We start from the raw sequence: 15685 nt of genomic DNA, 5'->3' as shown, positions 1-15685 counted from the left end.
AGGGATACTTTATGGAAATGGCAATTATCCTAATTTTTGTCTCATTAGCGATCTTTCTCCTGCTCAGTGTCAACATCGGAGTGTCCATCGGTCTGAGCGTAATAATCGGTATATGGGCGGGAGGCATGCTCCCTTACGAGTTTATCATTCAAAAAATGGTAACATCACTGGACGTCTTTCCCCTTATGGCCGTGCCGTTCTTCATCATGGCGGGAGAGATCATGCAGAAGGGCAGCATGGCTCAACGCTTGCTGACCGTCTCGAAAAGCCTTGTCGGTCACATCACTGGTGGAATGGCTCATATTTCGGTATTGACTTCCATGTTCTATGGTGCACTTTCCGGTTCTTCTCCAGCAACAGTGGCTGCAGTCGGCGGCATCATGGTACCATCCATGGAAAAAGAAGGGTACAGCAAGTCATTCTCCACCGCTGTAAATACAGCTGCTGGATGTCTTGGCGTCATAATTCCGCCAAGTGTTCCACTGATCATCTATGGAACCACTGCTGGAGTTTCTGTCGGAGATTTGTTTATCGCTGGAGTTATTCCTGGAATTTTTGTTGGCATTAGCCTCATGATCTGTAGCTATATACTGTCTAAGCGTTATGGATATACTGGAACTGGAAGCAGAGCCTCGCTGAAAGAGATTGTAAAAGCCTTCAAGGATGCCATTGTCGCCCTCATGGTACCGATAATTGTTCTTGGCGGAATTTACGGCGGCATAACAACTCCGACTGAAGCCGGAGTTGTTGCTGTCATATATTCACTTTTAGCTGAAGGACTTGTTTTGCGAACACTCAACCTGAAAAAATTTGGAGATATTCTTAAAGGAACCGCATTAACAACTGCTTCCATATTTCTTGTTGTAGCAACTGCTACAGCTTTGGGGCAGATTTTGCTATTTTATAACGTTCCGGATATGCTTGTAAAATTTTTGGTAAGCATTTCTGACAACAAATATGTCCTCCTCCCCATCATTCTGGTCTTCCTTCTCATCATGGGTACTTTCATGGACGCGCTGGCCAACATTCTCATCCTGACTCCGCTCCTGTTGCCGGTTGTCAAGCATTTCGGCATGGACCCGATCCACTTCGGCATAGTCATGATCATCTGCGCCTCCATGGGCTTCCTCACCCCGCCAGTGGGCGTGAATCTCTTTGTGGGTTGCAGCATCGGCAACATCAGCATCGAAAAACTGAGTATTGCAGTTTTGCCCTTCTTGCTCGCTATGACAATTGCGTTGTTATTCATCGTTTTCATTCCTCAGATATCCCTCTGGCTACCTGGGCTTTGAGGACAAATAACCGTCCCGCCGACGCCACCCCGATAGCGCCTCGGCGGGACCCCCATCCTACCATGAAGATACCGCCGCTCGAACAAGACAGCCTGTTTGCCGTTTCCGGCCACGCCGGAGTGGGACATGTCCATAGCCATCAAGGATTCGTACAGGATGATTCCGCCGGATTCGCGGTAGCCCTCGAACTTCTCAAGACTTCCTACCCCGTTAACACCACCATCGAGGTTGCCTTGGGCAATATCGAAACGGGCGAGATACGGGTCAGGACTAACGGCGGCGGTGTTGGGGTCGCGAAAGCCAGAAGAGGCGTGACTCCGTGGGAGGCTGAACTGCTCGCTAGAGCTGTCGGACTTGACTGCGTGTACAGCCAGGCCGTAGCGTTCAAGGTCTTTGGTCGCATATACGGCCAAGGCGTACTGGAAGTACCTGTCGCGTTCCAAGCTGCTTGCTGCCTAGCGGCCATGGATACCTTCCGGAAGGCTTACCCGAATCATATGGTCTACGGAATGGAAGACATACCAGGACATATTGGGGCATACATGGGTGCTCGCCTAAATATTGAGGGCTTCCAAGCATCTGTCTTGGCCGTGGTCAATGCAAATGATGGAGGGATTGGACCAGACGAGGACCTGGAAGGCAATATCATGCTTGGCGAAAAGGGCAGAGTCATGCGTAAGTTGGGAATGGACAGGCTGCCGACCATTATCGTCGAAAGCAAAGCGTACGTCCCTGCAATCTGCAAAGAGATCGTAGACAATCATTTCCTGATACGTGCAAATGGCGATGTTGACAATACCATAGTCTATGATGCGCTCTGTGCCGGCGCCAAAGTTGCCCAACAGCCGTTCTTGAGCTTCGACACAGCGTATCCCCGTGGCAGAGGAGAAATGACCGCGGCAACACAGACCCTGGCTCAGCGCATCGTAGAAATCGGCAACAAACTGGCTTCGGAAACTCGAGCCACACACAAGGTTGAGCTTATCGCTGAACTTGCCGTCGTTGTAAGCCAAGATGCTGGTGGCGTGACCTATATGAGTTCGGAAATGCATGACGTCGTTGCAGGCGGAGGCCTCATGCCCGGAACAGCTGCCGTGCTCTCGATGATCGTGACAGAGAATTATATCCGCAAATGGAAAATCCCATTTTTTACTTGCGAAGATGCGGAAACATACATCAGAATTATCAAATTGGCATCCACCATTTTGGCATCCAAAGTAAATTCAGCTCGTGAATTGCTTGCGGAACGTTTTGAATTCGATGTATTGACTCTCAATAGTTATTTACAGCGCTAAGACTAGCGATAACTAGCTGTTGGCAATCATTGATATTCACTATGATGTTTAATTTTTTGCAACATCAAAACCTCTTCTAAGCGCTGGACAGAAATAATAATTTGTTAGAAATTTGACAGCATACCGCGCCTATGACTTTCGTTCATGAAGATTTCGGCAATACAGCATTCAAACACAAAAAATCATAATCATTGAAATTTAAGCTATAGACGGACTGGAAATTCTGAAATAAAAAAATTGAAGACGTAAAAATCAAATAATTGAGACGCTAAAATCTATGACCGACATCAAAACGTACAGTGTACAAATATCAGAATACATTAAACAGGCAATTCTCGAAGGCGAACTTAACCCAGGAGACAAAGTCAACGAAGTGCATCTCGCCTCAAAGCTGTCAATCAGCCGTGCTCCAATTCGTGAAGCTTTGCAAATGCTAGTCCAAGACGGACTTATTGTCTCTATCCCCCAGCGAGGAAAGTTCATCGCAGCATTAACTGCAAAAGAAATACAAGATTCTTATTTTATCGGTGGCGTTCTAGAGGGGGCTGTTGTAGCCTCAACAATCACCGAGTTCACTGAAGAGGATTTTTCAAAATTACGAAGCGTTTTAGATCAGATGAAGTATCTTGCTGAAAACGGTGAAAACAGAGAACAGTTAGCGACTTTAGACAACCAGTTTCATGATATCTTATTTTCTAAGACTGATAATTCCCTTATAGTCGAACTTTCTAGGAGGTCTTGCAGGGGTGTTTCGAAATTTTTGTTGTTTAAATACTGGCGAGATATATTTACAACAAAAGAAGTTTACCAACGGCACAAAGTGATTGTTGAAGTATTACAGAGAAAAGACCCTGTCGCCATTGAAAAGTGCCTTCGAGAACACTACATAGATGCTGGAAGGCGAATGATGCGATACGGTGTCGACAAGTCAGATATACATAAGCAAGCATAGACACGAATCACCCCCCATCAAGGCGCACTTCAAATATTGTATTGCAAAACACCCCATCAAAATCTGTATTTTTGTTATATTCAAGTCAAAATCAGCCATAATGATCACTTTATTTTTAAATTGAAATAATAATACTTCCTTCCGGCAGCTTTCAGGACTTCCATAACAGCAGTATCTGAATCATCAAAATATGGATCTATTTTTTACGACTATCACCTGGCTTGGCTCGCTGTATCTTCTTTTGCCGCTCTCTGTGCTGCTTTGTTTGTTGCTGCTTTGGGCCGGGAAATCCGGACACGTGATTTTGATTGTCGTGAACGTGTCTGCCACCATTCTCTCAGTGCATATGGCGAAATTGATGTTTCGCCGACCGCGCCCGTCCACAACAGACCTCTTGGTGGCCATGCCCTCTGACTGGTCATTTCCGAGCGCTCATACAGCCCAGGCCACCGCCTTTTTCATGTCGGTCGCGTTGATCGCATTCCAGGCCCTGCCGCCAGTCTGGGCAAACCTTGTCGCCATCTTGAGCCTGTTGCTCGTCGGCATTGTCGGATATTCGCGCATCTACCTGCAGGTCCATTATGTTTCCGATGTATTGGCAGGAATGTTGTTGGCCGCTATCATTGTGTCAGCGACATATTTGATCGCACCCATCCTTCCATGGGCCCAGACAAAATAGCATCTTTGCTCACCACGATTCAGCATCATCCAATATAAAGATTGTCAAAAATGGAGTGATAACCGTGCGAAACAAGTTTCCCGGGCAAGGAAAATATGGTTACCACCCGATTCGGAAGATCAAGGTATGTCTTTCCGGCCTGCGCTATGCCATCCGTTATGATTTCAGTGTCGCCTACAAGATATATCTTTCTCTCTTCATGCTCCTGGTCTGCTTTTTTTTCCGACAATGGGTCGATTTGTTTCTCATTATGGCGGCCACCAGCCTCGTTATCATCGCTGAAATGTTCAACAGCGCCATAGAGGCGCTGTGTGATTTCATCGAAACAAATGAAAACGAAAAAATAAAAGTCATCAAGGATATATCTGCAGCGGCCACAGGTATCGCCATTCTTCTCTGGGTCGTTGTGCTCGTTGTTGAAATCACGAACTTCTGGAATATGTTCCACACATAGGGAGTCTTGACCGGTAGCCAATCCAGGCCCTGGCAGCAGTCTTTGGTCCTGTCCCATGCCACGTCAAGAAGTACACCAATATTGCTGGAGATGCTTAACGATGCAAGATAACGCAAGAAAACCGAACAGTATGTCGTGGCACTCCTCATCAGTGCAGGACGTCATGTCCGAGTTGGCGACAAGCCTGGGCGGCTTGAATGACCGCGAAGCGGCAGAGCGGCTGCAAAAATATGGCGCCAACTCGCTCCTTCGCAAGGGGAACGACAGCCTCTGGCTGATCTTTTGGCGTCAAATCAACAACCCGATTGGCTGGCTCCTGATCTCGGCTGGCGCATTGGCGGTCGCATTGCAGAAAATCACCGATTCCCTGGTGGTTTTCGGCGCGGTAATCGTCAACGCCATTATCGGATTTATACAAGAATATCGAGCAGGCAAGGCCATCGAGGCCCTTGCCTCCATGGTGCCGGAATTTGCGACAACGCTGCGGAACGGAGAGTCTATCGCAGTTCCTGCCGAAAGCCTGGTCCCTGGCGACCTTGTGACCTTGCAGAGTGGCGACAAGGTTCCCGCAGATCTGCGTCTGATCAGGGTCAAGAACCTTCTGGTCGAAGAAGCCGCCCTCACCGGCGAGTCGCTGCCCGTGGCAAAGAGAAGCGATGCCGTTGCCCAGGATTCGCCTCTTGGCGACAGGTTCGGCATGGCCTACAGCGGTACGCTTGTTCTTCAGGGCACGGCCACCGGCGTTGTGGTCGCGACCGGCGGCGCGACGGAACTGGGCCGCATCAACGCCCTGCTCAACCAGACCGGGCAGATGGAGACTCCGCTGACCCGTCAGTTGGCCAAAGTCAGCAATGGCATTACCGTCGCCGTAGTCGTAGTCGTAGCCGTCCTCATCAGTTTCGGCATCTGGGTCAAGGATGCCCCTCTCGGCGATTCCCTCATGGTTGCCGTTTCTCTCGCGGTGGCGGCCATCCCTGAAGGTCTGCCGGCGGTAATCACCATCTGCCTCGCCATAGGCGTACGGCGCATGGCCGACAGGCATGCGGTCGTCCGGCACCTCCCGGCGGTGGAAACCCTTGGATCCACCACCGTCATCTGTTCCGACAAAACCGGCACTCTGACCCGCAACGAGATGACGGTGCAGGTGGCATGGCTGGGCGGACAGGAATACCGATTTTCCGGCATCGGCTATGCCCCGGACGGGGAAATCGAACGCGACGGCGTCCGCCTGACGGAACTCCCGGCGGCCCTGCATGACCTGCTCACCACAGCCATCCTCTGCAATGATGCCGTAGTGCGTCTTGAACAAAACATCTGGACCATCACCGGCGACCCAACCGAGGCCGCGCTGGTTGCCGCCGCCGAAAAAGCGGGCCTTTCGAGCCAGGATCTTCGCAGTGCCCATGTCCGCCTGGACGTCATCCCGTTCGAGTCGGACAGTAAATTCATGGCCACCCTGAACACGATTGACGGGGAAAACCACATCCTCCTGAAGGGCGCCCCGGAAACTGTCCTTGAGCGCTGCACCCCGACCGAGGCTGAATTACGACGAATCAATGAGGCCATGGCCACTTATGCCCGCCAGGGAATGAGGGTCATCGCCTTTGCACGCAAGGAAAACGTCGCCGCGAAGCAGATCGACCCGGAATCCGTCCGGGCGGGTTTGCAGTTTGCAGGTTTGCTCTGCATGATCGACCCGCCCAGAACCGAGGCGATGGATGCCATCAGAGTCTGCCAACAAGCCGGGATCACCGTGAAAATGATCACCGGCGACCATCCTGTGACCGCCGAGGCCATCGGGCGACAACTCGGTCTTCTGCCCCAAGGGCAAAGCGCGATGTCGGGCCGTGACCTGGACGGCCTCTCCGAAAAGCAGATGCAGGACGCGGCCATGAGTACGAACGTCTTTGCGAGGGTGGCCCCGGAGCACAAGCTCCAGCTTGTCGAGGCCCTGCAGGCACAGCGCCATGTCATTGCCATGACCGGCGACGGCGTCAATGACGCGCCGGCCCTCAAGCGTGCCGACATCGGCATCGCCATGGGCATAACCGGTACGGCGGTATCGAAGGAAGCGGCCAAGGTCGTGCTCATGGACGACAACTTCGCGTCCATCACCGCGGCGGTGGAGGAAGGACGCCGGGTCTATGACAATCTCATCAAGTCCCTGGCCTTTATGCTGCCCGCCAACCTCGGCCTGGCCTGCACCCTGTCGGTTGCCATGTTTTTCTTCCCGACAGTTCAGGTTGATGGCGTCAATGAACTCCTTTTGGCCATGTCCCCCAGCCAAACCCTGTGGATCAATCTGGTGGCAAGCGTGACCCTGTCCATCCCCCTGGCCTTTGAAGTGCTCGAACCGAACGCCATGCGGCGACTTCCGCGCTCTCCCGACGAACCTGTGTTTTCGGGCTTCATCGTGACCCGCCTGATTATTGTCGGTATCCTCATGGCGGCAGGCGCTTGCGGGCTGTTCCTCTGGGAGTACTATCGAATTGCCGGCCCGGCGCCGGTGACCAGCGCCCGGCATGCCCTGGCCCTCGCCGAAGCGCAGACCCTCTGCGTGACAAGCATCACCTTCACGCAGATTTTTTACCTGCTCAACTGCCGATCCCTGAACTCCTCGCTCTTTACCCAGGGCTTTTTCAGCAACCCGACGATATTCATAGGCATTGGGGCCCTGCTCGTGCTCCAGACATGCTTCATCTATCTGCCGCCACTGCAGACGCTTTTCAACTCCGCGCCGATTGACGGCCGGGGCTGGCTGTTTGCCACGGCGGTCGGGGCAACGGTGCTCCCGGTGATATCATTTGACAAGTGGGTCAGAAATCGAATGCGTGCAGGCGAAAACACGGGCGCAGAGAAGGCCGGATAACCGGTGCCGACACTTCTTCCGCCCACTTTGAAAAATTGATTTTGTTACGCGAACCTCAAAAATCCTAGTTTGTGTTGCATTGCTTTTTCACAGGTTTCTTTATGTGAAGGCACGCATGATCCCTAGGAAGCAAGATAGGGCTACAGGATATTAAGGATCAAGGCGCAGGCCGGAATAGTCCAGCCTGCGCACGGTAGGCGTGGACATGGTGCCCGTGTTGCGCGATGACATAGTCGATCTCTTTGACCGCAAGTCTTGTCCATGAACTGCAATCAAACAGATCATCAAGGGATTCTACGTGTTCTTTTTTCGACGAAATGTTGGTTCGCCAGTCGAACGAACAAACAACGCACAAAACACCAGAGGGCGAAACAAGACTTCTTAAAGCCTTTGCCAGAGATTTTGGACTTGGATGGCGATCAATGACGTTCAGACAGAACACAGTATCGAATTTTTTCCGTTTCTTGACAAAAGCATCAATATTCTCATTGACTATTGATAGTCTTTGCGTGGCACAAACGTCTCTCACTGGAGCAAAAACAGCATAGGGAAACGCCTCAACTTGAAGAACACTATGGGAATCTGTAAGGAGACAAATATCTTTATGCGGCCGTTCTCCTAAAAGGATGGCTCTCGCATAATCAGAGAATTGCTTGCTCAACTCACACCCGGTCAATGAAGAAAAACTCACAGGCGACTTTGACAATTCGAAAAGAAGCCTTCCGGTCGCAGAACCAATATCAAGAACAGCATCACCTTCTTTCATATACGGGCCTGCGAAAGCGGTGACCTCTCGATAAAATTGAATTGTCGGATGTGACCCAACAATTCGCGATAGCCAGCTTGCCATCATGGGGTTTGCCTGAGGAAGATAATCCCCCCACTCAGCGGTCAGATACATGGCGGCGCGTGCCTGCGCCTCATAATCAGTTATGTCGGCCATGATACCGCCCCTATCTTGCCTGTTGAATATAAAGCGCAACTACAGACCCCCGTCAAAAAGCATTGATACCGGACCGTCGATGAATGTGGCGGAGACACTCGCAGAAACATAAAAAAAAGAATGCATTCAAAGCTTTGTCATGCAGCAATGAGGGAAAGCAACGCCGCAATTTCCGATTGAATAGCCTGATGGTCCACGAGTTGTTCAAACCAGTCCTCAACAGTACTACCGCATGCCAGGCTGACAATGCCTCCAAGTACCGCGCCGCGATGAGCGTTTTCGCCACCGAGATTGGTGTTGGCCAACAGGGCGGCCTTGAGGTCACTCCGGTATTTGTACGCCAGGTAAAGTAGGCTGGGCCAGGAGTCGCTGATATAACATGCGGTGGAATACCTCCCGCCGACGATTTCCCGGTCCGACCGAGTACGTTCCACCAAGCGCGCAAGATCGATACCCATGGTTGTCTGGGCTGCCACCAGCAGATGCCTGTCCGGCGGTTCATCTTCCTTGCGCAGAAGCAGGCCGGCAATGAGAGCGACGTACCCGTCACAGATACGGGCCAATGCCTCATCGGGATGGGTCAGGCAGAGATGATCACGGCAGTTCGCCTGCACTGCGACCAATGCAGTCCCGTGCAGCAGAGCATTGATGGCCAAAGGGCCGATGCTGACCAACCCGCCCATGGATGGGGTGTCATGAGTACGGGCGCCGCACTGATGCGGGGACTTTCCGGCGACAAGGTTGGCAAAGAAGCCACGGTGGTATGATTCGGCGTAGGTGTCCCGGTGCGCGGGCGGATCGGCGGTCATGAACTCGATGTAGGACTGCAGAAAATGGTCGCGACTGTAGCGGCCGTCGTTCGCGATGGTGGAACGCATCAGCACACGTGCACAGTGGGCATTGAGAGTGTTGTCACCCGCCTGCATCCCATGGTGATAGTGTCGGTTGGCCTGGCCCCACAGATGCTGCCGACCTTTGAGGATAACTTCGCCGATAATCTCAGGAGAGTCCGGCAGGCCCTGCCCCCGCCCCGACCGGCCTCCACGCCGGGTGGAATGAAGCGACATGATCGATGACGGGTGGAATTCCGGCGCAGCTTCAAACTTTTTGATACCACCGGGAAAGGCACGCTCGATATCGGCGGTGTTATAGTACCAGTGCACCGGCATCGCCAGGGAGTCACCGACAAAGAGTGAGGCGAGGGCCGCCGATGCTCGCTGCAGGGATATGGATGGCACAAGGCCGTGACTTGGTGGCATTGGTTCCATGGGGGCCCTCCTTCTTCCCCTTTCTGCGCAAGAGGAAAAGCGGCTAGATCAGGAAATACTGACCGTTCTGGGCATGACCTTTTCCTACCGGACCGCATCCGTTGTCAGCATGGCCGGGCGTCGCTGGACAGCAGCCCAGCTTTCGGCCAGAAACGCCACGGATAAAGCCAGCCAGGACGACTGGCGAAGGTAATGAAACCGCTGGTACAACAATCGAAACCGGCCCCAAAAAATCTCCATACCGTTAAAGGACTAACGTCGACTACCGAAGAAGCCCCACGCCAGGACGAATCGATAACTGCCGTCAGAATCCGGGCCGCATCGTGAACAATTGCTGAAAAATAAATCTATCTAGTATAATTGAATAACTGCCTAAACCACCGGCCTGCGTTCAGGTCCGCGCGGGACGCCGACCATTTGCTCTTCGGAAAATCGTCCGGTTTTCATCTGCTCCATCATGATTGAAGGTAAATTAATCTCAAATTTCGACTGGTCTGAAAAGTGCCGGGCAGGTCACAGTTTGCGGAAAAACGTTCAAGCAATTTAAACTTTCCCACAACTAAAGAAATGGGCTTTGATAGCGACATTTCTCACTGGCAGGGATTGATCGCTCCAAAAGGCTTACCGCAAGAAGCCATGGATAAGCTCGCTTCGGTCGTAAAAGAAATTGTCGAGAGTCCTGAATTTGCTGCAGAGCTTGACAAAATAAGCACTAGCGCAGCTTGGATGGGGCCAGAACAATTTAAAACGTTCTTTGACAAAGAATTCGACATGTACGGGGAAGTTTTGAGAAATTTAGTTCAAAAATAATTATTAACTTTTCTCTGCAAGATCGCCTAAACATTTGATGTTTAAACGATCTTGCAGAGCATTATTTTCCATTTTTTTAAGATGTCGGCATGAATCTCTATTTAAATACAACGTTTTAACATTAGTTATTTTTATAAAAAAATTAAGATTATTAAGTAAAATATTTTTTATAAAGTTCTATATTCTATAAAATTTTTAATTTATAAACAAGATATTTTAACAAGGACAGGCCATGAACGGATTTTATAACCGTGGATTACGCATCGATTTGACCACAGAAACATATGAAGTCTTCATCATTTCCGATGAACTGCTAAGCCATACTCTGGGAGGAAAAGGACTGGCCACTCACTTCATGCTGAAGGAAATCCCAGCAGAGACTGATCCACTTGGGCCAGATAACATTGTCATCTTCACAACAGGCCCCATCACTGGCTGCTCTGTATGGGGCTCATCACGATATGGCGTCTTCACAAAATCGCCACAAACCAACCTCTATGCTGAATCTTACAGTGGCGGACACGCTCCCGAATTCATTGATGCAGCAGGTTATGATATTGTCATTATCAAGGGAAGAGCCAAAGTACCGGTCTGGATTGATATCAGCGATACGGACGTGCACATTCATCCCGCTCATGATATGTGGGGACTGGAGACTTATGCAACTGAAGATGCCGTGAGGGCCAGAATTGCGGACTTATACGGAGAAAAATGTGGCCCCGTGGTCATAGGCCCGGCTGCAGAGAACATGGTACGCTTCTCGGTCATCGAAAACGACTATTGGCGAAGCGCAGGACGCACTGGCACTGGAGCCGTCCTTGGCTCAAAACAGGTCAAGGCATTGGCTTTCCGCGGTCAGGCACGCAGAAAAATTGCCTTTCCAGAATTACTCAGAGATTTCACCAAGTCCATCACTGTCCGTTCCAAGGAAGACAAGGGCGTACAAGGATACAAAAAAGTCGGCACCACAGGGTTGGTTGATCTTCTCAACGAAGTCGGCGCTTTTCCGTCGCGCTGTTGGCAGAAAGGCCGTGTGGAACATAGAGACGCCATCAATAGCTCAGCATTGCATACTCGATGCGATGTCAAACCCAAGGCCTGTGCGAAATGCCTCATGGCTTGCGGCAGGCTGTCCACAGTCAAAGTCGGCCCCCATGCTGGTTTGACCGTAGAAGGCCCCGAGTACGAGACAATTTACGCTTTCGGCGGGCTTTGCGAAATTCGTGATATTGAAGACATCATCTACCTGAACGACCTCTGTGATCGACTGGGCATGGACACTATCAGCGCAGGAAACCTAGCCGCACTGACTATAGAGGCCTCGCGACAAGGCCGCATCGACCTGAAACTTGATTACGGAGATGTAGAAGGCGTGGCTGAACTGCTTCGTGATATAGCCGCTGTGCGCGGAATCGGCGCATTACTGGCTCAAGGCATCCGTCATGCGGCGCAAGCTTGGGACATGGAAGACATGGCCGTCCATGTTAAGGGCCTCGAACCAGCTGGCTACGATCCCAGAGTACTCAAAGGCATGGCCCTAGCCTATGCCACTTCGGACAGAGGCGCCTGCCATCTTCGGGCGACATTTTACAAACCTGAACTGTCGGGCATGGTTGATCCTAAAGCCACCAAAGGAAAAGCAGCAGTGTTCAAAATATGGGAAGACCGACTGACCTATTTTGATATGCTTATCCTTTGCCGTTTCTACCGTGATATGTACCAATGGAATGAACTGGCAACCATCACGAAGGCTCTAACTGGTCTGGAACTGAAGGAAGAGGATATGATCGCCTTGGCTTCGGAAGTAAAAGATAACGTACGCAGGTTCAATATACGGGAAGGTTTACAACCGATGGATGACCATTTGCCAGTGGCGCTGACTACTCATTCTTTGCCTGAGACAGGAAACGCCATAACTTCGGAAGAAGTGAAAACAATGGTTTCCGAATATTACCACGCCAGAAACTGGCATGGTAAAAATGGCAACCCAGATTAGCGGAAAAACAATTATTATAGAAATTTACTTTAACTTCAGAACAATAAGGAGAATATCATGAAAATGACTACGGAAGAGGCATTCGTCAAAGTCCTTCAGATGCACGGCATCGAACACGCATTCGGCATCATCGGCTCCGCTTTCATGCCGATCTCGGATCTGTTTCCCAAGGCCGGCATCACCTTCTGGGACGTCGCCCATGAGTGCAACGCCGGCATGATGGCTGACGGCTTCACCCGCGCCTCCGGCAAAATGTGCATGATCGTCGCACAAAACGGCCCCGGCATCACCAACTTCGTGACCCCGGTGAAGACCGCCTACTGGAACCACACCCCGCTGCTGCTGATCACCCCTCAGGCTGCCAACAAGACCATCGGCCAAGGCGGATTCCAGGAAATCCCGCAAATGGCCCTGTTCCAGGACATGGTCTGCTATCAGGAAGAAGTCCGCGACCCCTCCCGCGTGGCCGAAGTCCTCAATAGAGTGATCCTAAAGGCCTTCCGCGGCAGCGCGCCTGCCCAGATCAATATTCCCCGCGACATGTTCACCCAGGTCGTGGATATCGAGCTGCCCCAGATCGTCCGCTTTGAGCGCCCCGCCGGCGGCGATGATGCCATCGCCGAAGCGGCCAAGCTGCTGTCCGGCGCAAAATTCCCGGTCATCGTCAACGGCGCCGGCGTGGTCATCGGCAACGCTATCGAGGCTTCGAAGGCCCTGGCCGAACGCCTGAGCGCCCCGGTCTGCTGCGGATACCAGCACAACGACGCCTTCCCCGGCTCGCACCCGCTGTCCGTCGGCCCCCTGGGCTACAACGGCTCCAAGGCGGCCATGGAACTGATCTCCAAGGCCGATGTGGTTCTGGCACTGGGCAACCGACTCAATCCCTTCTCCACCCTGCCCGGCTACGGCATCGACTACTGGCCCAAGAACGCCAAGATCATCCAGGTCGACATCAACGCCGACCGCATCGGCCTGACCAAGCCTGTCGCCGTTGGCATCCAGGGTGACGCAGCGACCGTGGCCCAGCGCATCCTGGCCGCCCTGGCCCCGAACGCTGGAGACGCCGGCCGCAAGGAACGCGAAGCGCTGATCAAGAAGTCCAAGGAACAGTGGGCGGCCGAGCTGGCCAAGATGGACCACGAGGCGGACGATCCGGGCACCACCTGGAACGAACGCGCAAGGCTGAAGGACCCGCATCTCATGTCCGTCAGAATGGCGTGGCGTGCGATCATGAAGGTGCTGCCCAAGAACGCCATCATCTCTTCCGACATCGGCAACAACTGCGCCATCGGCAACGCCTACCCGACCTTCGAGGAAGGGCGTAAATACCTGGCCCCCGGCCTGTTCGGCCCCTGCGGCTACGGCTTCCCGGCCATTCTCGGGGCCAAGATCGCCTGCCCGGACACCCCGGTTATCGGCTTCGCCGGTGACGGCGCCTACGGCATCTCGATGAACGAAATGACCACCTGCGGTCGCGATTGGTGGCCGGCCATCACCCAGATCGTATTCCGGAACTTCCAGTGGGGCGCCGAAAAGCGCAACTCCACGCTCTGGTTCGATGACAACTTCGTCGGCACCGAGCAGGACAAGGGAGTCAGCTACGCCAAGATTGCCGAGGCCTGCGGCATGAAGGGCGTCCAGGTCACTACCCCTGAGGCGCTGAGCGAAGCTCTGGCCACGGCCATCAAAGACCAGATGGAAAACAAGAAGACCACCTTCATCGAAGTCATCCTCAACCAGGAACTCGGCGAACCCTTCCGCCGCGATGCAATGAAGAAGCCCGTCAAAGTCGCCGGTATCGACAAGAAGGACATGAAGCCCCAGAAGTAAGCCCTCAAAACAGCACGGCCACGCATATCGTCGCGTGGCCGTGCTGCATCAACGACCCTCGCCATTGTTTCGGCGGGGGTTTTTTCTTATATTATCCCCAGATTTGAAAAGATATCGAGTTATTTCGCAAAAAATTAGAAACCCTCAAGAATTGAGTGGTCCGAAGTTTCCCGGCAGGTCACTATCGCGCCTAGTGACAATCGAATCTCCGCTTTTCCCATGACTTGCCGTAACTGTTTAGGAACACTGATTCTGAAGTGCAATGAACTTCCCCGTTCAACGATATATCCAAAGTACGACCTTCCCCGCTTCCGAGTTCTACCGCCATGACCATTACGACTATCAATCGCCCCGCCTGAAACCATGCCCGTTTTCATGCCTACCGCCTTCGAGGCGCTCATCCCCGCGCCTCTCGACGCCGGTAGCACATGGCAAACGCCCAGATCTCCCCGGGTAAAGCACACCCACCTTCCCCCTTATGCCCGCCGCATCTACGTCCGCGCCTTCCGTACAGGTATCGGACTTTGAAGATAATGGCCTTCTTATCCAGCGCGGCCGCCTCATATGCGGTTTCTGTTCGTCGAGCCAGGGTTTTGCCTGCGGCTTCCTTCAGATTCCACCTCGCGGTGGACACCCTTGCCGTCCGGCTAACGCTTCCCCCTGTCGGGTGCGCAGAGGACTTTCACCTCCAAGTGGGTGCGCCCTGCCGGGCGCACCAAAAGAAAAAGCCGCCAAAGTTGTTATACTTCAGCGGCTTATCTTAGCCTTTGGTGTCGAAGGGGGGACTCGAACCCCCACGGGATACCCCACTACCCCCTCAAGATAGCGTGTCTACCAATTCCACCACTTCGACATCTAACCTATCAGATTTGCGAAACTTCATCCCGCAAACCGGAGAAGCAGTCTTTAGCCATGCCTCTACGGTTTGTCCAGTACTTTTTTTACTGTTTCTGCTCCGGAGCGGCAGGCTGCTCGGCCGGGGCCGCGGGGGCGGCTTCCTGGGTGGCCGGGGTCTGTGTCACGGGCATGTCGATGACGATGGACTCCTTGGGAGCCACGTGCTGCTGGGTGCTGACGTACGTGAAAACCATGGAGGTCAGGAAGAACACGGTCGCCGCGCCGGCGGTCAGTTTGCCGAGCAGGCCTCCAGCGCCCGTGGCCCCGAACAGGGACCCGCCGCCACCGCCGAAGATGACTCCCATGCCCTCTTTGCCGGACTGCAGCAGGACGAGGACAACAAGGGTGACACAGGCAATGACGTGAATGGTGATTATCAGGGCGTTCAAGGGATTCCTCC

The 15685-nt window shown here is 52.7% G+C and carries 13 protein-coding genes and 1 tRNA gene; 9 read left to right on the top strand and 5 right to left on the bottom strand.

The window, feature by feature from the left end:
* Positions 1–11 precede the first annotated feature (11 nt).
* The 6 genes from ACZ5AC_RS04410 (at position 12) to ACZ5AC_RS04385 (ending at position 7541) form a co-directional block, all read left to right on the top strand.
* Positions 12–1292, top strand: a complete 1281-nt coding sequence (locus tag ACZ5AC_RS04410; protein ID WP_464249742.1) for a TRAP transporter large permease — start codon at positions 12–14, stop codon at positions 1290–1292.
* Between the two features lie 62 nt (positions 1293–1354).
* A complete protein-coding gene (locus tag ACZ5AC_RS04405) occupies positions 1355–2587 on the top strand; it encodes a hypothetical protein (RefSeq protein WP_464249741.1) in 1233 nt (410 codons plus the stop codon).
* 277 nt (positions 2588–2864) lie between these two features.
* A complete protein-coding gene (locus ACZ5AC_RS04400) occupies positions 2865–3539 on the top strand; it encodes a GntR family transcriptional regulator (RefSeq protein ID WP_464249740.1) in 675 nt (224 codons plus the stop codon).
* 190 nt (positions 3540–3729) lie between these two features.
* Positions 3730–4218, top strand: coding sequence for a phosphatase PAP2 family protein (locus ACZ5AC_RS04395; RefSeq protein WP_464249739.1), 489 nt, complete (start codon positions 3730–3732; stop codon positions 4216–4218).
* A 64-nt stretch (positions 4219–4282) separates the two neighbouring features.
* Positions 4283–4672 (top strand): diacylglycerol kinase, encoded by a 390-nt coding sequence (locus ACZ5AC_RS04390; RefSeq protein WP_464249738.1) that lies wholly within the window; start codon positions 4283–4285, stop codon positions 4670–4672.
* A gap of 55 nt (positions 4673–4727) precedes the next feature.
* Positions 4728–7541, top strand: coding sequence for an HAD-IC family P-type ATPase (locus ACZ5AC_RS04385; protein WP_464249737.1), 2814 nt, complete (start codon positions 4728–4730; stop codon positions 7539–7541).
* 157 nt (positions 7542–7698) lie between these two features.
* Here the strand turns inward: ACZ5AC_RS04385 and ACZ5AC_RS04380 are convergent, their stop codons facing one another.
* Together ACZ5AC_RS04380 and ACZ5AC_RS04375 are read right to left on the bottom strand one after the other, a co-directional pair.
* On the bottom strand, positions 7699–8484 hold the full coding sequence (locus ACZ5AC_RS04380; protein ID WP_464249736.1) for a class I SAM-dependent methyltransferase: 786 nt from the start codon (positions 8482–8484) through the stop codon (positions 7699–7701).
* Between the two features lie 137 nt (positions 8485–8621).
* Positions 8622–9752: an ADP-ribosylglycohydrolase family protein gene (locus ACZ5AC_RS04375; protein WP_464249735.1), complete on the bottom strand. Its 1131-nt coding sequence runs from the start codon at positions 9750–9752 to the stop codon at positions 8622–8624.
* A gap of 501 nt (positions 9753–10253) precedes the next feature.
* Between ACZ5AC_RS04375 and ACZ5AC_RS04370 the strand changes: the two genes are divergently transcribed.
* The 3 genes from ACZ5AC_RS04370 (at position 10254) to xsc (ending at position 14388) form a co-directional block, all read left to right on the top strand.
* The gene (locus ACZ5AC_RS04370; protein ID WP_464249734.1) at positions 10254–10562 is read left to right on the top strand and encodes a tripartite tricarboxylate transporter substrate-binding protein; all 309 of its coding nucleotides are present in this window, start codon (positions 10254–10256) and stop codon (positions 10560–10562) included.
* A gap of 232 nt (positions 10563–10794) precedes the next feature.
* The gene (locus ACZ5AC_RS04365; RefSeq protein ID WP_464249733.1) at positions 10795–12558 is read left to right on the top strand and encodes an aldehyde ferredoxin oxidoreductase family protein; all 1764 of its coding nucleotides are present in this window, start codon (positions 10795–10797) and stop codon (positions 12556–12558) included.
* Between the two features lie 57 nt (positions 12559–12615).
* The gene (gene xsc / locus ACZ5AC_RS04360) at positions 12616–14388 is read left to right on the top strand and encodes a sulfoacetaldehyde acetyltransferase (protein ID WP_464249732.1); all 1773 of its coding nucleotides are present in this window, start codon (positions 12616–12618) and stop codon (positions 14386–14388) included.
* 134 nt (positions 14389–14522) lie between these two features.
* Here xsc and ACZ5AC_RS04355 read toward each other — a convergent pair whose 3' ends face one another.
* From ACZ5AC_RS04355 to secG, 3 genes are all read right to left on the bottom strand, one after another.
* Positions 14523–14753, bottom strand: coding sequence for a DUF6538 domain-containing protein (locus ACZ5AC_RS04355; protein ID WP_464250595.1), 231 nt, complete (start codon positions 14751–14753; stop codon positions 14523–14525).
* Between the two features lie 403 nt (positions 14754–15156).
* Positions 15157–15241 (bottom strand) — tRNA-Leu (locus tag ACZ5AC_RS04350).
* A gap of 88 nt (positions 15242–15329) precedes the next feature.
* Complete coding sequence (secG, locus tag ACZ5AC_RS04345; protein WP_464249731.1) at positions 15330–15674, bottom strand: preprotein translocase subunit SecG; 345 nt, start codon at positions 15672–15674, stop codon at positions 15330–15332.
* Positions 15675–15685: the final 11 nt, after the last annotated feature.

Source organism: Desulfomicrobium aestuarii (assembly GCF_055385525.1).
Note: the sequence above shows the minus strand (reverse complement) of the source record. Positions and strands in the feature narration are given on the sequence as shown.